Source organism: Streptomyces sp. ITFR-21, assembly GCF_031844685.1.
Taxonomy (GTDB): Bacteria; Actinomycetota; Actinomycetes; order Streptomycetales; family Streptomycetaceae; genus Actinacidiphila.
Window position 1 is genome coordinate 6,363,483 of record NZ_CP134605.1, and the last position, 24,548, is coordinate 6,388,030.

Below are 24,548 nucleotides of genomic sequence, written 5' to 3' on the forward strand. Positions count from 1 at the left end.
TGACACTGCCTTACGGATCCGGGATTCCCAGATCCGCAGAGTGAGAGCGTTTTCAACTCATTGAATAAAAGGGCTACACCGGGACTGTTGCCCAGAAAGCATAGTGCAGAGCGCGAACCACCCCCACAAATTCCGCGCTTACCTGGCGTTCACTTCACGAATCCAGGTGAAAGGACCCCACACTGATGCGACGCACCATCTCCGAGGCCCGCAGCGGGCCCCATCGGCCGACCCGGAAGCGGGCCATCGCACTGCTCGGGGCGCTGCTGCTCGCCCTGGTCGGACTGCTGGGCCTGACCCAGACCGTCGGCACCGCCTCGGCGGACGCGTCCGACTACACCCAGAGCGTCACCCAGGTGAGCACGACGCAGGCACAGATCACCTTCGTCCCGACCACCCCCGCCGCCTACGTCGACGCGCACTACCTGGTGAACGGCACGAACCAGCAGAACGTGCGGATGACCAACACCGCGGGCACCTGGACCTGGACGGTCAGCACCCTGACCACCGGCGCGGTGCTCGAGTACTGGTTCACCTACGAGAAGAGCGGCCCGCAGTACGACACACCGCACTTCACGTACACCCAGGGCGGCGGCGGGGGCACCACCACGGCGCCCCCGCCGGGAACCGTGGCCACTCCCACCTTCAGTCCGGCCGGCGGCTCGTTCACCTCGGCGCAGACCGTCACCATCGCCGACGCCACCGCTGGCGCGGCCATCCACTACACCCTGGACGGCTCGACGCCGACCGCGACATCGCCCACCTACGGCGCCGCGCTCACCGTCAGCGCGACCACCACGGTTAAGGCGCTGGCCACCAAGGCCGGCTCCACCAACTCCGCCGTGGCCAGCGCGACCTTCACCATCACCGCGCCGTCGGCCGGCTGCCCCGCGCAGTCCGACACCCCCGACTTCGGTCCGAACGTGCACATCTTCGACCCGTCCATGGGCAACGCCGCCATCCAGGCGCAGCTCGACGCGCAGTTCAACCAGATGAAGGACACCAACACCGCCCAGTTCAGCGAGAACCGGGTGGCGGATCTGTACAAGCCGGGCACGTACAACGTCGAGGACAACGTCGGCTTCTACACCTCGGTGGCGGGCCTGGGCCAGAACCCGGACGACGTGACCATCAACGGTGACGTCACCGTCGACGCCTTCAACGCCTCCGACGCCGGCAACGCCACGCAGAACTTCTGGCGCAGCGCGGAGAACCTGGCCATCAACCCCTCCGGCGGCACCGACCGCTGGGCGGTGGCGCAGGCCGCCCCGTTCCGCCGGATCGACGTGCACGGCGGCCTCGCCCTCTACCCGGCCAGCTACGGCTACGCCAGCGGCGGCTACATCGCGGACACCAAGGTCAGCGGCCAGGCGGCGACCGTCTCGCAGCAGCAGTGGTACTCCCGGGACAGCAGCTTCGGCAGCTGGAGCGGCGGCGTGTGGAACATGGTCTTCTCCGGCGTGGACGGCGCCCCGGCGAACACCTTCCCCAACCCACCGGAGACGACTCTGGCCACCACCCCGGTCTCCCGCGACGTGCCGTACCTGTACGTCGACACCACGGGCAAGTACCGGGTGTTCCTGCCCTCGCTGCGGACCAACGCCTCCGGCCCGAGCTGGGCGAACGGCAGCACCCCCGGCTCCTCGCTGCCGATGAGCCAGTTCTACGTGGTCAAGGCCGGCGACACCGCGGCGACGATCAACAACGCCCTCTCCCAGGGCTGCAACCTGTTCGTCACCCCGGGCGTGTACCACCTGAACCAGACGCTCAACGTCACCAAGGCCAACACCGTGGTGCTCGGCATCGGCTACGCGACGTTCGTCCCGGACAACGGGGTCAACGCGATGCAGGTCGCCGACGTGGACGGCGTGCGCGTCAAGGGTGTGCTGTTCGACGCCGGCACCACCAACTCGGCGGCGCTGCTGACCGTCGGCCCGTCCGGCTCGACCGCGAGCCACGCGGCCAACCCGACCACGATCCAGGACGTGTTCTTCCGGATCGGCGGCGAGATCGCCGGCAAGGCCACCAACAGCCTGGTCGTCAACAGCAGCAACACGATCATCGACCACGTCTGGGCCTGGCGTGCCGACCACGGCAACGCGGGCACGGTCGGCTGGACCACCAACACCGCCGACACCGGTCTGACGGTCAACGGCGCCAACGTGCTGGCCACCGGCCTGTTCGTCGAGCACTACCAGAAGTACGAGGTGGTGTGGAACGGCCAGGGCGGCAAGACGATCTTCTTCCAGAACGAGAACCCGTACGACCCGCCCAACCAGGCCGCCTGGAAGAGCTCGGCCTCGGTCAACGGCTACGCCGCCTACAAGGTGGGTGCCGGCGTCACCACCCACGAGGCGTGGGGACTCGGCAGCTACTGCTACTTCAACGTCAACCCGGCCGTGAACAACTACCACGCGTTCGAGGTGCCGAACACCCCGGGCGTGAAGTTCCACGACACCCTGACGGTGTCGCTGGGCGGCGTCGGCACCATCACCCACGTCATCAACGACACCGGTGCGGTCACCGCGGCCAACACCACCCCGAGCAACGTGGTCAACTTCCCGTAACGGGACGGCCCGTGGCGCGGTGAGCCGACCGGCGCCGGCAGCGGGACGGCAGGAGACAGCAGAGACGGCAGAAACGGGCCGCCGGAGGCCGATCGGCCTCCGGCGGCCCCGCCGCTTCCGCGGCTCCCCGCCCGGCCGGCTACTTGCGGCCGGCCGCCGCGCAGGCCTTGGCGAACTCGGCGGTGCACACCTGGGCGACGGTGTAGTAGTGGTACTTGGTGACGATGTCCGCCACGTTCGACTGGGTCAGCGAGGCCGCCGTCAGCAGCTTCGACGGCACGCTCTGGCCGGATCCGGTGGTGACAGTAGTGACAGTAGTGACAGTGGTGACAGTGGTGACAGTGGTGACGGTGAGCGCGGCACGTTGATGCCGGCGCCCTTGAGCGCGGTGGCGATACCGCCGGCCATGGTGTCGTTGGCCGAGTAGACGGCGGCGATGTTCTTCGCGCCGATCTGGGTGATCGCCGCGGTCACCTTCTGGCTGGCGACGTTGTCCTTCCACAGGCCGCTCTGCTCGTAGGCGATGTCCACCTTGCCGTCGAGGACGGAGTGGGCGCCGGCCTTGAACTCCGCCGCGTTCGGGTCGGCGTCGTCACCGTTGGCCGGTCTTGCCGCACGCGGCCATCGCGCAAGCCGGCGACACCACGGCCGTGCCCACGACTACTCGACGCGTCATCGCGTTCATAGAACGTCGCCTCCCTGGACAGGGCCGCCACCGCGGGGCCCAAGTGACGGCGAGTCAACTTGGCCGGTGTGCGCCGCGTCAACAAGTGAATGCGGGAGTGTCCGTTGTGTCACCGAACTGGTCCCTGCGCCAATTGAACGCGCTCTCAGATTCGAGTTCAGACCAGCAGTATGCGCACTAGGTCAACATATGACCTGTTGGTTTCGGGTAATAGGGCAAAACCCGATCAAACGCGGGGTCGGAGGCGGGCGCCGCGGCGGAACCGCGGCGCCCGCCGCGACCGGACCGGCCCGGGACGCGACGACCGGAACCGGTGGCGCCCCGCGCCCCGGTTCCGGTTCGGACCCCGGGATCAGCCCTTGCTCGACCCCAGCGACAGACCCGCGATGAACTGCTTCTGCAGCAGCACGTACACGACGAGCGTCGGCACCGCCGCGATCATCGCCGCCGCCGCGATCATGTTCTGGTTGCTGACGAACTGCCCCTGGAGGTTGGCCAGCGCGGACGTCACCGGCCGCTTGTCACCCGACGACATCAAGGTGATCGCCCAGAAGAAGTCGTTGTAGATCCACGTGGTCAGCAGCGTGGCCAGCGCCGCCAGGGCCGGCCGGCACAGCGGCACGGTCAGCCGCCAGAACCGCGTCCACAGGCTCGCCCCGTCCACCAGCGCGGCCTCGTACATCTCACCGGGGATCGACTTCATGTAGTTGCTCAGCACGAAGACGCAAAAGCCCAGCTGGAACGTCACGTTGATGACGATCAGACCGATGATCGAGTTGTACATCAGACCGCTGCCGGCAAGGAACGTCGGCAGCGGGATCCTGAGGTAGATCCGGTACAGCGGGGTGATGATGACCTGCTGCGGCAGCAGGTTGCCGGCCGTGAAGAGGATCAGCAGCGCGATGTTGACCCTGAGGTTCACCCGGGTGAGGACGAACGCCACCCCGGACGCCAGCGCCAGCACGATCACCACCGCGGGCACCGTGATCAGCACCGAGTTCCAGAAGAAGTGCCCCATGTCCGACTGGGTCCAGGCGTCGCTGAAGTTCCTGAAGGTCAGGTGGTGCGGCATCGAGACGTAGCCGTACTTGCGGGTGTCGGAGTACGGCCGGACCGCCACGTACAGCGCGAAGGCGATCGGCAGGATCCACAGCACGCAGGAGACGATCAGGAACAGCTGCGAGGCGGCCTGGCCCCACGGCCGGCGGCGCCGCGCTGGGCCGCCGCCGGCCGGGACCGAGGCCCGCAGCCGGGGAAGGGTTTCGGCGCTCACTGCGATTCCTCTCGCCGGAAGGTCTGGTACAGGAAGATCGAGATGGGCACCAGCGAGATCACCAGCAGCACCACGCCCAGCGCCGAGCCGAAGCCCACCCGTTGGGTCTCGCCGACGATGTTCGACGTGACCAGCACCGACAGCAGTTCCAGGCCGTTGATGCCCTTGTTGGTGATGTAGACCAGGTCGAAGGCGCGCAGCGACTCGATGACGGTGACGACCATGATGACGATGTTGATCGGCCGCATCACCGGGAAGACCACCCGCCAGAACGTCTGCCACGCGTTGGCCCCGTCCATCAGCGCGGCCTCCCGCAGCGTCGGGTCGACCGCCTTGAGCCCGGCCAGGTACAGCACCATGACATAGCCGGCCTGCCGCCAGGTGGCCTCCAGCAGCACCGCCCACAGGTTGAGGTGCGGATTGCCCAGCCAGTCGACGGAGTCGCCGTTGTGGTTGCGGCCGATGACGGTGTTGATCAGGCCGTAGTCCTGCGAGTAGACGAACTCCCAGATGATGCCGACCAGCGCCAGCGACAGCATCACCGGCAGGAACAGGATGCTCTGGTACATCCGGCTGCCCTTGATGCCGCGGTCGATGACCACCGCGAAGAGCATGCCGAGCGGGGTGGCGATCAGCACGAACACGGCCAGCCAGATCACGTTGTGCCGGACGGCCGGCCAGAACTCCGGGTAGATGGTGACGGCCTGGTGGTAGTTCTGGATGCCGTACACGCAGCCGTTGTTGAGGATCGACGGCAGGTTCGGCTTGCAGGTCGTGGTGTGCAGGCCGCCGACGCCGTTCCACTTGGTGAACGACAGCAGCACCGTACCGATGGCCGGGAACCAGACGAAGGCCAGGTCCAGCAGCAGGGGTATCCCGAGCAGCAGGGCCACCACGACACGGTCTCGGGCGCTCATCGTGCGCACGCCGCGGCGGCGGCGGACCGGGGCCCCTGTTTCGGGCCCGGCCGTCGCCGCCGCCGGGTTGCGCACCTGGGAGGCGGAACTCATCAGGAATAGATCGCCTTCGCCTGGGCCTCCGCGCTCTTCTGCAGGGACGCGATGCTTCCGGTGCCCGGGTCGTCGATGAACTTCTGGATGATCGAGATCATCGCGGTGGCCATCGCCGGGTCGGCGTCGCGGTCCATGAACTGCGCGACCGCCTTGCACTTGCCGATCTCCTCGACCGACTTCTTCTGGATCGCGTTGTACGTCGGCACCTGCAGGCCGTTCACCAGTCCCACGTCCCACTGGTCGGACCTGAGGTACTCCGACTCGGCCGGCCCGGTGCCGATGTACTCCAGCAGCGCCTTGGCGGCGTCGGTGTTCCTGGCCTTCTTGCTGAGCATGAAGCCGTCGGTGGGGGCGTCCATGTAGTCCTGTCCCCACTGCGGGTTGATCGCGGGGAAGGTGAAGAAGTCCAGGTCGTCCAGGTCCGCCTTGTCCGACACGTACTGCGCGGCGACCTGGTTGGTGCCCTGGAACATCATGCCGGCCTGCTTGGTCTCCAGCGCCTTGGAGGCGTCCTGCCAGATCCGGCCGTTCGCGCCGCTCTGCAAATAGGGCATCAGCTCCGCCCAGTGCTGGAAGACGGTGTGGACGCCCTGGTCGGTCCACGGGATCTCGTGCTTCATCAGCTTGCTGTGGTAGTCGTAACCGTTGATCCGCATGTTGAGGATGTCGAACGTCCCCAGCCCCGGCCAGCCGTCCTTGTCGGCGAAGGCGATCGGGATGATCCCGTCGGCCTTCATCTTCTTGGCCAGCGCGATGTAGTCGTCCCAGGTGGTGGGGACGGCGTAGCCCTTGGCCGCGAACTGGCTCTTGTTGTAGAAGACGACCCACGGGTAGTTGTAGATCGGGACCAGGTACTGGTGCCCGTCCACGCCGGTGGACAGTGCCTTGGCGGCGGGGCTGAAACTGCCGCCGATCTTCTCCCACACGTCGTCGATCGGCTGGGCCAGACCCTGCGCGGCGAAGTACTGCATGCGGTAGCCGGCGAACCAGGTGAACAGGTCGTCCGGCGTGCCCTGCAGATAGCTGGTGATGTTCTGCTGGAAGGTGTTGTGGTCGACCGTGTTGATCTTGACCTTCACCCGGGTGGAGGCCGTGGCCGCCGTGGTGAGCGCGGCGAACGCCGCCTTAGGGGCCGCGTCGGAGTAGTTCGATCCGAAGGTCACCGTCGCTCCCGCGACGGAGGCGGATCCGCCCGACGCGCTCGTGCTGTTGTCGTTGTTGTCCGAGCTCGACCCGCCGCAGGCGGTCAGCAGCCCTCCGGAGACGACGGCCAGTCCGGCACCGGCGGCCACGCCCCTGAGCAGGTTCCTGCGGGTCGGGGGCAGGCCGGTTCCGGTGCTGCTGCCCGACGACTCGACGTCCGACATGGTGCCTCCATGTGTGTGTGGGCGTATCCAAGGGACAGAAGGCGAAAATGTTGGCGGAGCGGAGTGTTTCAGCGGCTCTTGCGCCGGTCCGTTTCCAACAGAAGTCACCAAGAAGAAACGCCATCGCAACTGCAGGGTAGTTCTACGCCACATGCACAGGGGCGTCAACGTTCTGATCCGGATGCGTTGTCGGACCGTGATGTCCCACCGGTGTTGGAACATGTTTGCTTCCGGTCGGAGCTGCCCGGTGGCCGCCTCCGCCGAAGCGAAGTGGGCGGGCGACGGTGCCCGACCCGGCGCCGGACTCCCCGTCTTCGGTCCTCCGCAGGTCCGTGCGCTGCGACGACCCTCACATCCGGGACGGTGGGACCGCAAGGGAAAGCACCCGGGAACGGGTGGGCTTGCGGCGGTATGTCGGCGCAGCCGCGGTGGAGTCGGTACGGGGCCGGCGCGGGGCCGTACGGGATCGGGGGAGCGGGCGATGGCCGCGGGAGCAGAGGGGAAGGCGGTGGCGCGGCTTGCCGCTATATAGGGGAGCCGGGACTTGGACCCGGCGGCCTCCCAACCGCGCGGCGCGGCGCGGCCGGTGGACCGGGACAGGGCCGGCGGGCGCCGCCGCCCGGCCGGCCGGGCCGTGATCACCCACCCCGGTTTCCGTACGTGCTCGGTCGGTGTCAGGCTGTCGCCATGAAGGGCAACATTCCGCAGGAGACAACGAGTTTCGTGGGGCGCAGACCGGAACTCACCCGGCTCGGCGCCGCGCTGGCCACCCACCGGCTGATCACCCTGACCGGCGCGGGCGGCGTGGGCAAGACCAGGCTCGCCCAACGCGCGGCCGCCGGGGCCGGGTTCGAGACGGCGTCCGGCGCCGCGCCCACCGCCGGCCGCCCTGCGGACTCTGAACCGACCGCGGGTTCCGGCCCCGCCGCGGGCTTTGACGGGGCCGCTGCGGACCGTCCTTTCGTCGCGGCCCGTTTTCCCGACGGGACCTGGTGGGCCGACCTCGCCACCCTCGACAGCCCCGACCTGCTGCTCGCCACCGTCAGCGACGCCGTCGACCTCGCCGACCACTCCCCGCGGATGCCGGTGGAGGCGCTGTGCGAATGGCTGGCCGACAAGCGGCTGCTGCTCGTCCTCGATTCCTGCGAGCACCTGGCCGACGAGTGCGGCCACCTGGTGGCGGAGCTGCTCGCCGCCGCCCCCGGCCTGACCGTGCTGGCCACCAGCAGGCGCCCGCTGGGCTCGCACGGCGAGCAGGTCTTCGACGTGGCGCCGCTGTCGGCCGGCGGCGAGGACGCGCGCGCCCTGTTCACCGCGCGGGTCACCGCGCGGCTCGGCCCGGCCGCGCTCGCCGGACCCGGCGCCGCGGGGGCCGCCGAGTCCATCTGCCGCCGGCTGGAGGGCATTCCGCTGGCCATCGAACTGGCCGCCGCCCAGGTCGGCCCGGCCGACGTCACCGAGGTGGCCGCCCGGCTCGGCTCCCGGTTCGAGGTGCTGGCCCGCTCCGGTTTCGTCTGGCCGCGGCGGCACCAGACACTGCGGACCGCCATCGGCTGGAGCCACGAGCTGTGCGCGCCGCTGGAACGTTTGCTCTGGGCCCGGCTCAGCGTCTTCCGCGGCGCCTTCGACCTGGCCGCGGCACAGGCCGTCACCGCCGGCGGCCCGCTGGCCGCCGAGGACGTGGCACCGACCCTGGAACGGCTGGTCGCCCAGTCCGTGGTCGGGAAGGCCGGCTCCGGCGACCGCTACCGCATGCTCGACACCATCCGCGAGTACGGCCACGAGTGGCTGCTCGAACTCGGCGAGACCGGCCCCACCGCCGACCGGCACGCCACGTACTTCGCCGGGCTCGCCCGCTGGGCCGACGACGTCTGGGCGGGCACCGGCCAGCTGCCCGGCTACCGCGCGGTCGAGGACGCCCACCCCGACCTGCGTACCGCTCTCGACCACTGGCTGGTCCGCGACCCCGCCAAGGCCGCCGAACTCGCTGGGCTGCTGGTCTACTTCTGGACCTGCTGCGGCCACATCAAGGAGGCCCGCGGCTATCTCGACCGCGCCCTGGCCGCGCACACCGCGCCGGGACCGGCCCGCACCCGCGCCCTGACCGGGCTCGGTATCACCGTCACCCTCCAGGGGGACTACGACCTTGCCACCCGGCTCAGCGCCGAGGTCCGGGACGCGGCCGAGGCGGACGGCGTCCTGGCGGAGCGGCTGGGCGCCGCCGCGCTGACCGGGCTGCTGGGCATGCTCATGGGCCGCCCGCAGACCGCTCTGGACGCCGTGCAGGAAGCGCTCAAGCAGGCGCCGGACCTCGCCCTGGACTCCCCGGACCGGCTGCGCTGCGACCTGGTCGAGGTGCTCTCGCTCACCGCTCTCGGGTCCCTCGCCGAAGGCCGGGCCCGCGCTCTGGCGCTGCGGGAGCACTGCGTACGGACCGGCGAGGTCTGGACCCGCTCCTATCTGGACTACCAGCTGTCCATCGTCGCCCTGCTCTCCGGCGAGCCCGCCGAAGCCGTCGACTACGCCCGCACCATGCTGGAGAGCAAGCGGATGCTCGGCGACGCCTTCGGCATCGCGCTCGGCCTGGACCTGCTGGCCGCCGCACTGGCCGCCGACGGCCGGGCGGAGCAGGCGGCGTCCGTCTACGGCACCGGCGAGGCGTACTGGCGCAGCGTCGGGCACCCGCAGCGCGGCGCGCCGGAACTGCGCGTCCTGCGCGAGCAGTGCGAGGCGACCGCCCGCGCCGCGCTCGGCGACACCGGGTACACCGCCGCGTACACCCGCGGCGCTCTGGGCGACGGCCGTGCGGCGCTGGCCGAGATCCTCAAGGCCGGGCCCCCCGGCCTTCACTGAGCCTTCGACGGGGTGCCGCCCCCGTTTCCACCACCGGGGCGAGATCATGCCTGAGTGCGGAAGTCCGCGCGCCCCGGCGGGTCACCCACCACGACGGGCGCGGCGGGGCAAGTCCGCCACCAGGCCCGACCCGAACCGGCCGCCGGCCGGCGACGGTCTGAAAGGTTTCCATGAATGGCTGCCATGACTGCTGAGATCACCGTGCCCGAGGGCGCCCGGCACACCCGGATCCTCGGCGTCGGCGCGTACCGCCCGCGGCGGATCGTCGACAACGCCGAGGTATGCCGGTACATCGACTCCTCGGACGAGTGGATCCGGTCCAGAACCGGGATCAGAACGCGCCGCTGGGCCGGCCCCGACGAGACGCTCGGCGCCATGGCGGAACAGGCCGCGAACAAGGCCGTGGCGGCGGCCGGTCTCACCCCGGCCGACATCACCTGCGTGATCGCGGCCACCTTCACCCATCTGATGCAGACGCCGGCGGTCGCCACCGAGATCGCCCACCGGATCGGCGCGACCCGCGCGGCCGGCTTCGACATCTCCGCGGGCTGCGCCGGTTTCGTGCACGGCGTGGTGCTCGCCTCCGACGCGGTCCGCGCCCGCGGCGGGCACGTCCTGGTGGTCGGCGTCGAGCGGATGACCGACATCCTCGACCTGACCGACCGCTCCACCGCGTTCATCTTCGGCGACGGCGCGGGCGCGGTGGTCGTCGGCCCGTCCGAGACCCCGGGCATCGGCCCGGCCGTCTGGGGCGCGGACGGCGGGCAGGCCGACGTGATCAGCCAGAGCGCGCCCTGGGACGTGCTGAAGAAGGACCCAGGGCACCCGTTCCCGGCGCTGCGGCAGGACGGGCAGCGGGTGTTCCGCTGGGCGGTGTACGAGATGGCCAAGGTCGCCCGGCAGGCGCTGGACGAGGCCGGGATCAGGCCCGAGCAGCTGGACGCGTTCATCCCCCACCAGGCCAACGAGCGGATCATCGACAGCATGACCCGCTCGATGGGGCTGCCGGACGAGGTGACCGTCGCCAAGGACATCATCACCAACGGCAACACCTCGGGCGCGTCCATCCCGCTCGCCATGGAGGCGGTGCTTTCCGCCGGGGCCGCGCCCTCGGGCGGTACCGCGCTGCTGCTCGGCTACGGTGCCGGGCTCTCCTACGCGGCGGTCGTCGCCACCCTGCCGTAGCGGGAGGCCGGCGAGGCCCAAGTGCCCGGTCCCGGACGGCACGAAACGGCGGAGGTCCGCACCCCGCCGCCGTTTCGTGTCATCGCCCCGCCGTTCCGGGTCTCCGCCGGCGGCCGGGCCTGTCAGGGCGGCCGGCGCCGCCGGGGACGGCCGGGCGGGGAGCTCGCTCCACCGGTCGGCCGGGTGCTGGTGATCCTTTCAGAGCCCGTGCCGCCGCTGACCAGAACCGGCCACCCGGGGTACGCCGTTCGGCCTGCCGTGAACCGGCCGGGCCCGTACACACCACCGGCCGGCCACTGCCGGACGCCCCCGCTCGCGATGGCCGAAACGCGTTGGTCCCAAGGGCACCATGTCCCTCTCCGGACCCGCCCCGCCCCGCGGGCGCCCGCGCCGGACCTACTCGGTCACCCGGGTGTTTCCGCGGCCCGAAGCGGTTAACGCGCCCGATAGCCGGTCATAAGCTCACAAAGTCGGCCAAGCAGGAAATGCGACGAGCCGAGGGTCCGGGATCGCGCGCCGCACGACCGGAGCACCCGGGCGGTCGGAAGGAGCACCATGAGCCAGGGCGGGATCGCGCAGCGGCAGTCGGACCCGGAGGCCGAGGAGCCGGCCGACGGCCCCGCGCACGCCCGCCGCCGCAGAAGACTGCTGCCCTGGAAGCACCGACGGGATCTGACCCCGGCCCAGCTGCGCCGCCGCAGGCTCACCGTCCGCGGCGCGCTCGGCGTCTGCGTGCTCTGCGCCGGCGCCCTCGGCTGGTCCGTCGGCCGGGCCCTGACCTACCCCGGCCGGGACAGCACCGCGGCCCGCCTCGCCGAATGGGCCCGCGACCACGAACTCGGCTTCGTGGTCGACCGGTTGGAGGACTGGCAGTACCGGGTGGACCCGCCCCGGGTCGGTGGCCGGCTGCCCGCCGACGCGCTGGCCCGGATGAGGGCCACCGGCCCGGCCCCCGCCCATGTGGCCGCCCGGCCGCTGGTTCCGCGGCACGCCCCGATGCGGCCCCTGGTCAGCCCGGCGCTGCCCGGCGAAGGCGTCTACCGCACCCTCGCCGCCGCCCACGGCGAACCCATCGTGCAGGGCACCTACGTCCGCCCCGACGCCGACCACACCTCGTACGAGGCGGCCGTCGCCTGGATCAGCGGCACCTACGCGCGCTTCCAGCTGCACCCCGGCTTCCGCGAGCCCGGCGAGACCTTCGACGTGCCCCCGACCATCCCCGAGGGCCGGCGCACCGGCCTGGTCGCCACCTGGAACGGCGGCTTCCGGATCACCGACGGCGGCTCACGGGGCGGCTTCTACCTCGACGGCAGGACCGCGGGCCGGCTGCGCGACGGCGCCGCCTCCGAGGTCTTCTACCGCGACGGCTCCATCAAGATCGGCGTCTGGGGCCGCGACGCCGGCATGACGCCGGAGGTGGTCGGCGTCCGCCAGTGCCTGGAGCTGATGGTCGACGACGGCAAGGTCGTCCCGGACATCGGCGACGACTCCAAGTGGGGCGTCAGCGACCAGAGCCGGATGTACGTACCCAGGTCCGGCGTCGGCGTCACCGCCCGGGGCGACATCGTCATGGTGGTCGGCCAGGCGCTGTCCGCGCAGAGCCTGGCCCGGCTCATGCAGCACGCCGGGGCGGTCCGCGCGATGCCGCTGGACATGAACAGGGCCTGGCCGTCCTTCATGTCCTACGACGGGACAACCGACCCGGCCAATCCCAAGCCCACCAACATCCTCGACTTCGAGGACCCGCCGGACCGCTACTACGCGCAGGCCACCCGTGACTTCGTCGCGGTCTACGGCCGCTGAACCCGCGACGGGGGCAGCGGCCGGTACGGCGACGCCGGCCGGCCCGCCACCGCCCGGCACCCGGGGCTGTCCGCGGCTGCCGCCCCACGGCGGATCCCGCACGTCGCCGGCGGTACGGCGCCCGGCGCCTTCCGGGTGCTGCGCACCCCGGCGCCGAATCCGCACGTCGCCGGCGGTACGCGCCGGGCGTGTCGGCGCCCTGGGGGCCGGCCCGGCAGCGCGCGGGCAGCCCCGGGCGGACACCCTTCCGGGCGGGGCCCGCGGGGGCGGCCGGTGGTCGCCGCTCCCGTCCGCCCGGCCGCGTCGCGGCCCGCGCCACTCCTTCGGCGGTCTGCCGGGCGGCCCCCCGCAGGCCGTACCCTCGGGGACATGGCGGGAGCGGAAGAGGGACAGGGCCCGGACGGCGCCGAGCGGGAGCGTCCGCCGCGCGGCGCCGGGAACGTACTGGCGAGCGGAGGCAGCGTCCGGGTGGACAGCTGGATCTGGTGCGCGCGGCTGACCAAGACCAGGTCACTGGCCGCCACCGCCTGCCGGGCCGGCCACGTCAGGGTCAACGGCGAGCGGGTCAAGCCCGCGCAGGCGGTGCGGGTCGGCGACGAGGTACGCCTCTTCCACGCCGGCCGTGAGCGCGTCGTCGTCGTCTCCAAACTGCTCGGCAAGCGGGTCGGGGCCCCGGTCGCCGCCGAGTCCTACGTCGACAACAGCCCGCCCCCGCCGCCGCGCGAGGCGGTACTCGCCCTCGGCATCCGCGACCGCGGCACCGGCCGCCCCACCAAGCGCGACCGCCGCGAACTGGAACGCCTGCGGCTGCTGGGCCCCTCCCGGCGCCTGAGCGACTGACGCCCCCCGGGCCGGACGGCGGCCTTCGCGCGCGGGCCCGGAGCGGCCTGGTTCCGGGCTGTCCGGACCCGGCGGGCGCGGCCGAGCGTCCCGCACCCCGCGGGGACCCGCTCCCTCGCCTTCTTAAACTTGCAGTGCTAGTTTCGACGGGCGCGGCTCCGTCACGGCCACGCCGGAACACGCCCTGCGAGGAGTCCGCGATGCGCCCAGTCCACTTCGCCGCCGCCCGCCGTACTCCGATCGGGCGACTTCGGGGAGCGCTCTCCACGGTGCGGCCGGACGACCTCGCGGCGACCGTGCTGCGGGCCCTGCTCGACGGTGTACCGGCGCTCGACCCGGCCAGGATCGACGACGTCTACTGGGGGGCCGCCAACCAGGCCGGCGAGGACAACCGCAACGTCGCCCGGATGGCGGTCCTGCTCGCCGGGCTCCCCGAGACGGTCCCCGGCGCCACCGTCAACCGGCTGTGCGCGTCCGGCATGGAGGCGGTCACCAGCGCGGCCCGGATGATCGCGGCCGGCGAGGCGGAGATCGTGGTCGCGGGCGGCTCGGAGTCGATGAGCCGGGCCCCCTTCGTCCTGCCCCGCCCCGACGAGGCGCTGCCGCGGGCCATCGAGACGCACGACACCCGCCTCGGCTGGCGGCTGACCAACCCCCGGATGCGCGAACTGCACGGCGTGCTGTCCATGGGCGAGACCGCGGAAGAAGTCGCCGGCCGCTACCGGGTCGACCGCGCCGACCAGGACGCGTTCGCGCTGCGCAGCCACCGCAACGCCGCCGAGGCCCGCAAGGACGGCCTGTTCGACGCCGAGATCGTGCCCGTCACCCGCCCCGACGCGGTCGTCGTCACCGAGGACGAGTCCATCCGCGAGGACACCACCGCCGCGCGACTCGCCGAGCTGCGCCCGGTGTTCCGCGACGGCGGCAGCGTCACCGCCGGCAACTCCTCACCCATGAACGACGGCGCCGCCGCCCTGCTGCTGGTCAGCGAGGACGCGCTGCGCGACCTCGGCCTGGAATCCCTGGGCCGGTACGCGGCCGGCGCCAGCGCTGGCGTCCACCCCGACGTCATGGGCATCGGCCCGGTGCCGGCCACCCGGCGTGTGCTGGACCGGCTCGGCCGCGGCGTCGACTCCATCGAGGAGGCCGAGCTCAACGAGGCGTTCGCCGCCCAGGCCCTGGCCTCCGTCCGGCTCCTGGGTATCGACCCGGACCTGGTCAACCCCACCGGCGGCGCCATCGCCCTCGGGCACCCGCTCGGCTGCTCCGGCGCCCGCATCCTCACCACGCTCCTGCACCGGATGAACCGCACCGGCGCCCACCGCGGCCTCGCCACCATGTGTGTCGGCGTCGGCCAGGGCGCGGCCGTGCTGGTGGACCGCGACTGACGCCCGGCCCCGGGCGGCCGGCGAAGCCCCCCGGGAAAAGACGGGGTTGGCCACTCGGCCTCGCTCTGTAACACTCTTCGGGTGCATACACCGACACGCGGACGGACGGCAACCACATGACCGGCCCCGGCGGACCGCAACTCCTCGCGATCAGCGACCTGCACGTCGGATACGACGCCAACCGCGCCATCGTGGAACGGATGCGGCCCACCACGGACGAGGACTGGCTGATCGTCGCCGGCGACGTCGGCGAGCGCTTCGCCGACATCAACTGGGCGCTGACCACCCTCAAGCAGAACTTCGGCACCGTCATCTGGCTGCCCGGCAACCACGAGTTGTGGACCCCGCCCGGCGATCCGGTCACCCTGCGCGGCGAAGCCCGCTACCAGCACCTGGTGCGCACCGCCCGCGACCTCGGCGTGATCACCCCCGAGGACCCGTACCCGATCTGGGAGGGCGAGCGCGGCCCGGTCGCGGTGTGCCCGCTGTTCCTGCTCTACGACTACACCTGGCGCGCCGGCACCCCCGGCGCCACCACCAAGGAAGAGGCCGTCGCCCACTCCACCCGGCTCGGCGTGGTCTGCACCGACGAGATGATGCTGCACCCCGAACCGCTGTCCGGCATCGACGACTGGTGCCGCGCCCGCGTCGCCCTGACCGAACGCCGGCTGTCGGAGCTCGACCCGAGCCTGCCGACGGTGCTCGCCAACCACTGGCCGCTGCAGCGCGATCCGACCGCCATCCTGCGCTACTCCTCCTTCGCGCTGTGGTGCGGGACCGAACTCACCGAGGACTGGCACCGCCGCTTCCGGGCCACCGAGGTCGTCTACGGCCACCTGCACATTCCGCGCGTCACCTCGCTGGACGGGGTGCGCTTCACCGAGGTCTCCCTCGGCTACCCCCGCGAATGGGGCAGCCGCGCGAGCGGCCCCCTGGAGCCCCGCCGCATCCTGGCCGGACGCGAGGGGGCCCGCCGGTGATCGAGCACCTGGTGCCGCCCGCGGTGCGCTCGCGGGTGGCATACGGCGACGAACTCGATCACGCCCCGCTGTTCCCGGAAGAGGCCGAGGCCATCACCAAGGCGGTCGCCAAGCGCCGCGCGGAGTACACCGCCGGCCGGGCCTGCGCCCGCGCCGCCCTCGCCGCGTTCGGCGCGCCGTCCGGGCCGATCCTGCGCGACGCGCGGCGCGGCGCGCCGGTCTGGCCGGCCGGATTCGTCGGCAGCATCACCCACACCGAGGGCTACCGCGCCGCTGCCGTCGCTCGCGCCGGCGACATCCTCACCCTCGGCATCGACGCCGAACCGCACGGCCCGCTGCCCGACGGCGTGCTCGACGTCATCCTCGCCACCCCCGCCGAACAGGCCGCCCTGGACCGCCTCACCGCCGAACACCCCGCGTTCCGCTGGGACCGGCTGCTGTTCAGCGCCAAGGAGACCGTCTACAAGGCGTGGTACCCCTTCCACCGCCGGATGCTCGGCTTCAAGGAGGCCGAACTCCTCTTCACCCGCGACCCGGACACCGCCGCGGGCCCCGCCGGCGGCCCCGCGGCGGGCCCGCGCACCGCCGCCGGCACGCCGGGCGCCCCCGGCGGCCTCGCGGACGGCAGCGGTACGTACACCGCGCGGCTGCTGATCCCGGGCCCGCTGCTCGCCGAAGGCGTCGGACCTGACGTGTTCACCGGCCGCTGGATCGTCCGCGACGGATACCTGGCCACCGCCATCGTGGTTCCCAACGAGTAGCCGCCGCATCCGGCGGGCGCCGGCCCGGGGGAGATCAGGCCGAGGCGCGCCGCACCAGCGTGGTCTTGAAGATCACCGAGCGGGTTTCGGCCGCCGGGTCGTCGATCAGCGCCATCAGCAGCGCGGCCATCTCCGCGGCCATGTCCTCCACCGGCTGCCGTACCGTCGTCAGCAGCGGACGCGACGCCAGGGCCGCGCTGCTGTCGTCGAAGCCCACCACCGCCACGTCCTCCGGCACCCGGCGGCCGTGGTCGCGCAGGACCAGCAGCGCGCCCTGGGCCATCAGGTCGTTGGCGACGAACACCCCGTCGGTGTCCGGCTGTTCCTGCAACAGCTGCCGCATGGCACGCTCCCCGCCCTCCTGCGTGAAGCTGCCCTCGACGCTCGGCACGAACGCGTACCCGTGCTCGGCCATCGCGTCGCGGAAACCCGCCAGCCGGTCCTGGCCGGCGGGGGAGTCGAACGGCCCCGCGATGGTGGTGATCCGGCGGCAGCCGCGGGACAGCAGCAGCTCGGCGGCCAGCCGGGCCCCCGCCTGCTGCGCCACGTCCACGTAGCTGATCGGGATCGGCGTCTGCGGCCGGGCGAAGAGGACCGTCGGCACGCCCGCCTCGGTCAGCAGGAACGGCAGCGAGTCGCCGGGCGCTATCGACACCAGCGCGACCCCGTCGATGTGCTCCTGCCGCAGGTTGGCGGCCAGGTCGTGCCGGGCGTCCTCGGAGTCGGCCAGCATCAGCACCGGGTGCACCCCGCGCGGGCGCAGCACCGTGAGCAGCCCGCCCATCACCCGCCCGAAGAACGGGTCGCTGAAGACCCGCCCCAGGAACGGGTCGTCGGCCGTGGTGTGGTTCGGCACCGAGAAGACCAGGGCGACGGAGTCGGTGCGGCGGGTGACCAGCGTCCTGGCCGCCCGGTTGGGCACGTAGCCGGTCTCGGCCACCGCCTGCTGGACGACCCGCTGGATCTCCGGGTCCACGTTGCGCGTCCCGTTGACCACGCGCGACACCGTGGCACGCGACACCCCGGCGGTCCGCGCGACGTCTTCCAGCGTGGGCTGGTGGGGCCGCCCGGGACGGCTGCTCGTCATGGTCCAAGTTATACCACGCCGGAGAGCGCTCTCCGGGTCGAGTCGCAGATGGGGCGGGGTGCGGCGACCCCCCACAGGCCACCCGCACACCGCCCCTCCGTGTCCCCCGGGTGCCCCGCCTCCACTACGAGGGCGGGGCACCCGGGGGACGGCTCAGGCGTACACGCCGAACTCGCACAGCGAGTAGCCGTACGCCGTACCGCGCGTCCCCATCGTCACCCGCACGTACCGGCCCGACCCGCTGACGTCGAAGGTGTCCACGCCCCCGGTCCCGGCGGACGTGGTGTACACCGTCGTCCAGTTGGTGCCGTCGTTGGACACCTGCACCTGGTACGCCTTCCCGTACGCGGCCTCCCAGCCCAGCTGGACGTGCTTGACGGCCGTCACCTGGCCCAGGTCCACCTGGATCCACTGCGGATCGGCCCACTCGCTCGCCCAACGGGTCTCCCAGCGGCCGTCCGTGGCGTTCGACGGCGGGAACGGCGCCCCGTCACCGGTCTGCTGGTACGTCGACGCCGTGGTCGGCCGTCCCAGCGCCACGTTCGTACCGCCCACCGGCGGCGCCACCACCCGGAACGACCGCGTCTCGACACCGACGTTGCCGTGCCCGTCGTAGGCGTACACGTACACCTTCCACACACCGAGCGCCTTCGGCGCCGTCGCCGTGAACCGCCCGTTGCCGGTCTGCGTGAAGTCCACCTGGCGCAGCCCGGTGCCGCCGTCGACGTACTTGGAGGTGTACATCAGCTGGTACCTGATCGCGTCGCCGTCCGGATCGGTCGCCGACGCGGTCACGTCGAAGGTGCCGCCGGCCGGGACCGACGCGGTGTTGCCCAGCGTCATCGACCCGATCACCGGCGGGGTGTCGGCCTGCGGCGTACCACCGTAGTCCTTCGCCACCGAGTAGTACGACAGCCGCTTCCAGCCGCTGGGACGCAGGTTGAACCAGATGCCGCCGAAGTCGTTCTCCTCGCCGTAGTTGAAGAGCGTCGCGCCCAGCGCCACCCCGGTGTGCCCGGTGACGCAGCCCCAGGCCGAGAGGTAGCCGTCCCGCTTCTGGACGTCGGTCGGCTCCGTCGGCACCCCGTTGGCGTCGTTCGGCACCTCCCACTCGCCGGCCTCGCCGGACTCGGTCACGATGTACGGCTTGGTGTACCCGCCGTTGACCCAGTCCTGCTTCACACTGCACACCGCGCCGTAGGAGTTGACCGCGTACAGGTCCAGCGACGGCGTGTACTGCCTGTAGTACGGCCACGCCCCGGTCCACGCGTCCGTCGACGTCACCGGGTGGTTCGGGTCGATGGCGTGGATCGCCTGCGCCACCTGCTCCACGAACTGCGCGTACGCGATGCGCTGCTGCTCGATCGCCGCGCCGGTGTAGTGGTCCTGCGTGGTGAGGATGACCTCGTTGCCGACGTCCCACATCAGCACGCCCGGATGGTTCTTGTAGGTCGTCACCCAGTTCTTGATGTCGTTGAGGGTGCTGGTCTTGTACGCGGTGTCGTTCACGTAGTCCGCGCCCTGGTTGAGCCAGAAGCCGCTGACCACCTTCAGCCCGTACGCGGCGGCCGAGTCCAGCAGCGGCTTGCTGCTCGCGTCGGTGCCCCAGGTCCGCAGCGTGTTGACGCCCAGTGCCTTCAGGTCGCGCATGTGCGCGTCGGCGGTACCCGTCGCCGGACCCCACGTCACCCCCTTGACCTGCCACGGCTTTCCGTCCACGGTCAGCTGCCAGTCGCCCTGGCCCCCCGTCACATGGACCGTGCTCGACGCGGTGGGCACCGGCGGATCGGTCAGCGGCGCCGGGGCGCTGCCGGTGGTCTGCGACACCGTCACGTTGTCCAGGCTCAGGACGCCGCCCGAGGAGGTGTCGGCGCCCGGCGAGGTGCAGCCGCACACCGCGTCCGGGTACGAACCGCCGATCCGCAGGCTGAAGTCCAGGTACAGCCCGTGGTGCACCGCCGCGTTCCAGGTGGCCACGCCCACCTGCGACTCGCTGACCTGCCACACCTGGCTGCCGTCCAGGTAGAACCGGATCTGCTCGTCGGAGGTGGTGCGGTCGATGATCTCGGAGTACGTGTGGTAACCGGTCTGGCAGCCGGTGCAGGTCGCCAGGCCGCTGGTCAGCCCGTTGTACTCGGCGCAGTTGCCGCCTGGCGCGGTCCCGCAGTGCAGCGTCGCCGACAACTGGCTGCGGCCGTTGACGTCTTCCATGATGTCGCTCTCACCCACCGCCGGCCAGGCGGCCGGGTTGCCCCGGTAGGCGGCGCCCATCGCCCGGAACGACGGCCAGTAGCCGAGCGCCTTGGCCGGGTCGGGCTGCTTGAGCGTCGCGGAGATCTGCAACCGGCCGCCGGCCGGCGCGGTGAAGTCGCTGCGCCGGGTCTCGATCCGGCTCGACGTCCACGACGAACCCGACTTGACGGCGGTCAGGTTGAGGTGCCCGCTACCGTCCAGACCCAGGTTCGCCGGATCCGCGGTGGCGGTCTCCACCTCCCCGGTGCCCCAGCCGGCCGTGCCGCCCGGATAGGCGGTGCCGGTGTCGACGATCCAGTCGCCCGAGGCCGGCGGCGCGCCGCTCGCCCCGTTGAAGTCGTCGCTCCACAGCGTGGTCCAGTTGCCGGGCGGCGGGGTGGTGCTGCCCCCGGTCGTGCCGCCGGTCGTACCGCCGGCACTCCCGGTCCCGGCCGTGCCGTAGACCTGGAACTCCCACAGCGAGTAGCCGTAGCCGTTGACCCGCGCGGTCCCGTACAGCCGGACATAGCGGCCGGAGCCGCTGACGGTCAGGTTCTGCGTGCCGCCGGTGCCGGCGGTCGTGGAGTACACCGTCGTCCACTGCGCGGCGTCGTCCGAGACCTGGATCTGGTACGCGGTCGCGTAGTTCTCCCAGTTCAGCACCACCTTGCTGAGCGTCGAGGACGCGCCGAGGTCGATCTGCACCCACTGCGGGTCGCTCCAGGCGCTGGCCCAGCGGGTGGTGGCGCTGCCGTCCACGGCGGCCGACGCCGGGTACCCGGCGCCCTCGGTGCTGGAGGCGGTGGCCGGCCTGCCCTGCGAGAGCAGTGCGTCGGCGGCGTGCGCGGACGTGGCGGGTACGGCCAGCGCGTACAGCGCGAGCCCCGTGGCCAGCAGGGTGAGCAGCAGCACACGAAGGGGCGGGGGAAGCGAACCGAGCCGGGCGATGGCTGAGGGTGAGGCTCTCATGCCGGTCTCCTGCGATGCGAGGGGGGAAGGAGGGGAGGGCGCCGCCCCAACGACGGCAAGAGGCTTGGGAGAGCGCTCTCTCAGTGGCCCCGATGGTTGCCGCTGCGTTTCCGGGGTGTCAAGGGATCGAACCGCACGGGTCGGCCGCGCGCCGGGCGCCCGCGGTCCCTCCCGTCCGCCCGGAGCGGCCCGGCAACAGGCTGGGGCAAGGCGGCCCGGTAACGGGAAACAGCAGGCCGGAGGCCCTGGGGGAGGGAAACCGACGGGGTCCGTGCGACCGGTGGTCCGCCTGGTCCGCGCGGCGGGCGGGTCGGTCGGCGACCCGGGAAGTTTCCTGCGCCGCCGTGGTCCGCGGGGCCGCCCCGGCGCGGGAACGGGTCCGGACCACGGCTGCCCTGCGGCCCGCCGGAGACCGGCCGACCGGGCGGCCCGACGCGTGGGCGCGGGCGGTGAGGGCGGCTGTGCGTGGGTCTTCGCAGGTGGGACACCGTGGCAGCCGGTCCGTTCGGCCGACCGGCAACCGTGCGCGACGGCGGTGCGGCCGGTCGGCCGGAGGCGGGCCGGCCGGGGCGGGGGTGCCGGGGTTGACAGAGGGTGCCGGGGGAGCTGATGGTACGGGGGTGGGAGAGCGCTCTCCCACTTTGCGGCGGGCGACAACTCCTCCCGGCACCATGATCCCACCGCTCCACCGCTCCACCGCTCCACCGCCCTTCAGCTCCACCGTCCCCGGGCTCACCGTTCCACCGCCCTCACCCTCGGCCCGTCCCGCGCAGTCCTCCGGCCCGACCCCGACTCCACCGCCCGCAGCGCCGCCCCGCTCAGCGCCCGGCCCCGCCCACCGACCACGCGGCCCCCCGTCGCCGACGCACCGTCACCGACCGGCGGCGGCACGGGTACGGGCCATGAAGGGATGACCATGATCACCCCCGCGTCCCCGCCGCCCCCGCACCCCGCGCCCCCCGCCGCCACCACCCGGGAGCAGGCCGCCGGCCCGGTGGAGCCGACCGCGGCGGAACTGGACGCGCTCGTCGCCGCGCTCGACCTCCCCGCCAAGGTGCGGCTGCTGTCCGGCGCCGCCGCCTTCCGCCTGCAGGCCGAACCGGCCGTCGGACTGCGGGCCATCGGCGTCTCCGACGGCCCGGCCGGGGTGCGCGGCGAACGCTGGGACGAACGCGACACCTCCCTCGCGCTGCCCTCCCCGACCGCGCTCGCCGCGAGCTGGGACGACGGACTGGTCACCGAACTCGGCGGGCTGCTCGCCGCCGAGGCCCGCCGCAAGGGTGTCGGCGTGCTGCTCGCGCCCACCCTCAACCTGCACCGCAGCCCCGGCGCCGGACGCCACTTCGAGTGCTACTCCGAGGACCCGCTGCTCACCGGGCGCACGGCGGCGGCGTACATCCGGGGGGTGCAGGCCGGCGGGGTCGCCGCCACCGCCAAGCACTACGTCGCCAACGACTCGGAGACCGAACGCCTCACCCTGGACGCCCGGTTGGACCAGCGGACGCTGCGCGAGCTGTACCTCGCGCCCTTCGAGGCGGCGGTACGGGCCGGGGTGTGGACCGTGATGTCCGCGTACAACGGGGTCAACGGCGCCACCATGTCCGAGAGCCCGTTGCTGGCCGAACCGCTCAAGGGCGAGTGGGGGTTCGACGGCGTGGTGGTCTCCGACTGGGGCGCGGTCCGCTCCACCGAGGCCGCCGCCCTCGCCGCACAGGACCTCGCCATGCCGGGACCGGAACCGCGGTGGGGCGAGCCGCTGCTGGCGGCCGTACGCGAGGGCAGGGTGCCGGAGAAGGCGATCGACGACAAGGTCCGGCGGATCCTGTTGCTGGCCGCCCGGGTCGGCGCGCTCGACAGCGGGCCGGCGCCGCGGGACTTCCCCACACCCGGCGACGCCCGCGGCCTGCTGCGGCGGGCGGTCGCGGCCGGCTGCGTGCTGCTGCGCAACGAGGGTGGACTGCTGCCGCTGGCCGCCGGCGATCCGGTGGCTCCGCGCCGGATCGCGGTGATCGGCCCGAACGCCGCCGCGGCCCGCTTCCAGGGCGGCGGCAGCGCGGCGGTCTTCCCCGAAGCGGTCGTCTCGCCGCTCGACGGCATTCGGGGAGCGCTCTCCGACACCGGTACGACCGTCATACACGCCGAGGGTGCCGTCCTCACCACCCGCCCGACCCCCCTCCACACCGGAAACGCCCGCGACCCGCGCACCGGGACCCCCGGCGTCCTCGTCCGCTACCTTGCCGCCGACGGCACCGAGATCCACACCGAGCACCGGCTCAGCGGCCGCATCCTGGAGTCCGGCGACGCGCCCGAACTGGCCGACACCGCCGCGGCCGTCGAGGTCAGCGCCCTGGTCACGGTCGACACGCCGGGGGAGTGGCGGTTCTCGGTGGTCGGCCTCGACGCCGTCGTGCTGACCGCGGGCGGCGAGGTGCTGCTCGACACCTACGTCACCCCGGAGTCGCAGGACCCCACCTATCTGCACGTCACCCCCGCCTTCCGCACCGCCGTCCGGCGGGTCGACGCCGGCCGGGAACTGCTGCTGACCGCCACCCGGCACTGGGCCGACGGGCACGGCCACGCCGTGGCGCTGGCCATGGACCCGCCGCGGCGCGACGAGGACGCGCTGATCGCCGAGGCGGTCGAGGCGGCCCGCGCCGCCGACACCGCGATCGTCGTGGTCGGCACCACCGACGAGATCGAGAGCGAGGGCTTCGACCGGCCCTCGCTCGCGCTCCCCGGCCGCCAGGACGAACTGGTCGCCGCGGTCGTCGCCGCCAACCCGCGCACCGTGGTGATCGTCAACTCCGGCGGCCCGGTCGAACTGCCCTGGCGGGAGAGCGCTCCCGCGGTGCTGCTGTGCTGGTTCCCCGGCCAGGAGGCCGGACACGGCCTCGCCGACGTGCTCTTCGGCCGCGCCGAGCCCGGCGGCCGGCTCCCTACCACCTGGGGAGCGCTCTCCCACGGCGCTCCCCCGCCGCATCCCTCCACCACCCCCACCGGCGGTGTGCTCCGCTACGACGAGGGCCCGTACCTCGGCCACCGCGCCTGGCGGCGGGCCGGCGCCGAGCCCGCCTACTGGTTCGGCCACGGCCTCGGCTACACCACCTGGGCCTACGAGCAACTGGACGTCACCGGGTTGGACATCGCGACGTCCGGCGGTGCGGCGCGGGACGTCGCGGCGCCGGACGGCGCCGGGCCGGCCGCCCTCGCCACCCCCGTCACCGCCCGGGTCACCGTCCGCAACACCGGCGGCCGGCCCGGCCGGGAGGTCGTCCAGCTGTACCTGACCACCGGCCCCGACCCGTACGACGACGGCGGCCTCCGACTGGCCGGTTACGCCGCCGTCACCGCCGGGCCGGGCGAGCAAGTCGTCGCCGAGATCCCGGTCGCCCCCCGCGTCTTCGAGCGCTGGTCGCCCGAGCACGGGCGCTGGGAGCCGCGCCCCGGCCCGTACACCCTGCACGCCGGCCCCTCCGCCGCCCGGCAACCGCTCTCCCGGCCGCCCGCCCCCTGACCCGCCGGCCCGCGGCACGTCGCCCCGAGAC

General features: G+C 72.5%; 14 protein-coding genes and 1 pseudogene. 9 read left to right on the forward strand and 6 right to left on the reverse strand.

Going from position 1 to position 24,548, the window contains the following annotated elements:
- The first annotated feature begins 185 nt into the window (after positions 1-185).
- Complete coding sequence (locus RLT57_RS28200; RefSeq protein ID WP_399129562.1) at positions 186-2,567, forward strand: chitobiase/beta-hexosaminidase C-terminal domain-containing protein; 2,382 nt, start codon at positions 186-188, stop codon at positions 2,565-2,567.
- Positions 2,568-2,706: 139 nt separating this feature from the next.
- Here RLT57_RS28200 and RLT57_RS28205 read toward each other — a convergent pair.
- From RLT57_RS28205 to RLT57_RS28220, 4 genes and pseudogenes are all read right to left on the reverse strand, one after another.
- Positions 2,707-3,167: pseudogene (locus RLT57_RS28205) on the reverse strand (substrate-binding domain-containing protein); the annotation flags it as partial.
- A gap of 437 nt (positions 3,168-3,604) precedes the next feature.
- Positions 3,605-4,525: a carbohydrate ABC transporter permease gene (locus tag RLT57_RS28210; protein WP_311300066.1), complete on the reverse strand. Its 921-nt coding sequence runs from the start codon at positions 4,523-4,525 to the stop codon at positions 3,605-3,607.
- Positions 4,522-5,535: a carbohydrate ABC transporter permease gene (locus RLT57_RS28215; protein ID WP_311300067.1), complete on the reverse strand. Its 1,014-nt coding sequence runs from the start codon at positions 5,533-5,535 to the stop codon at positions 4,522-4,524. The genes RLT57_RS28210 and RLT57_RS28215 overlap by 4 nt, the downstream gene beginning before the upstream one ends.
- Complete coding sequence (locus RLT57_RS28220; protein ID WP_399129565.1) at positions 5,535-6,905, reverse strand: ABC transporter substrate-binding protein; 1,371 nt, start codon at positions 6,903-6,905, stop codon at positions 5,535-5,537. Before RLT57_RS28220 ends, RLT57_RS28215 begins: the two co-directional genes overlap by 1 nt.
- A 687-nt stretch (positions 6,906-7,592) precedes the next feature.
- On the opposite strand from RLT57_RS28220, the gene RLT57_RS28225 reads away from it, so the two are divergent.
- From RLT57_RS28225 to RLT57_RS28255, 7 genes are all read left to right on the forward strand, one after another.
- Complete coding sequence (locus RLT57_RS28225; protein ID WP_311300068.1) at positions 7,593-9,758, forward strand: ATP-binding protein; 2,166 nt, start codon at positions 7,593-7,595, stop codon at positions 9,756-9,758.
- 183 nt (positions 9,759-9,941) lie between these two features.
- The gene (locus RLT57_RS28230; RefSeq protein WP_311300899.1) at positions 9,942-10,943 is read left to right on the forward strand and encodes a beta-ketoacyl-ACP synthase III; all 1,002 of its coding nucleotides are present in this window, start codon (positions 9,942-9,944) and stop codon (positions 10,941-10,943) included.
- A gap of 555 nt (positions 10,944-11,498) precedes the next feature.
- Complete coding sequence (locus RLT57_RS28235) at positions 11,499-12,746, forward strand: phosphodiester glycosidase family protein (protein ID WP_311300069.1); 1,248 nt, start codon at positions 11,499-11,501, stop codon at positions 12,744-12,746.
- 369 nt (positions 12,747-13,115) lie between these two features.
- Positions 13,116-13,586, forward strand: a complete 471-nt coding sequence (locus tag RLT57_RS28240) for an RNA-binding S4 domain-containing protein (protein ID WP_311300070.1) — start codon at positions 13,116-13,118, stop codon at positions 13,584-13,586.
- Between the two features lie 200 nt (positions 13,587-13,786).
- A complete protein-coding gene (locus RLT57_RS28245; protein WP_311300071.1) occupies positions 13,787-14,974 on the forward strand; it encodes an acetyl-CoA C-acyltransferase in 1,188 nt (395 codons plus the stop codon).
- 116 nt (positions 14,975-15,090) lie between these two features.
- Entirely contained in the window at positions 15,091-15,954 is an 864-nt protein-coding gene (locus RLT57_RS28250) for a metallophosphoesterase family protein (RefSeq protein WP_311300072.1), read from the forward strand.
- Positions 15,951-16,715, forward strand: coding sequence for a 4'-phosphopantetheinyl transferase family protein (locus RLT57_RS28255; protein ID WP_311300073.1), 765 nt, complete (start codon positions 15,951-15,953; stop codon positions 16,713-16,715). Before RLT57_RS28250 ends, RLT57_RS28255 begins: the two co-directional genes overlap by 4 nt.
- A gap of 34 nt (positions 16,716-16,749) precedes the next feature.
- Here the strand turns inward: RLT57_RS28255 and RLT57_RS28260 are convergent, their stop codons facing one another.
- Positions 16,750-17,802, reverse strand: coding sequence for a LacI family DNA-binding transcriptional regulator (locus RLT57_RS28260; protein WP_311300074.1), 1,053 nt, complete (start codon positions 17,800-17,802; stop codon positions 16,750-16,752).
- A gap of 153 nt (positions 17,803-17,955) precedes the next feature.
- On the reverse strand, positions 17,956-21,003 hold the full coding sequence (locus tag RLT57_RS33745) for a discoidin domain-containing protein (protein WP_311300075.1): 3,048 nt from the start codon (positions 21,001-21,003) through the stop codon (positions 17,956-17,958).
- Positions 21,004-21,913: 910 nt separating this feature from the next.
- On the opposite strand from RLT57_RS33745, the gene RLT57_RS28270 reads away from it, so the two are divergent.
- A complete protein-coding gene (locus RLT57_RS28270) occupies positions 21,914-24,517 on the forward strand; it encodes a glycoside hydrolase family 3 C-terminal domain-containing protein (protein WP_311300076.1) in 2,604 nt (867 codons plus the stop codon).
- Positions 24,518-24,548 lie beyond the last annotated feature (31 nt).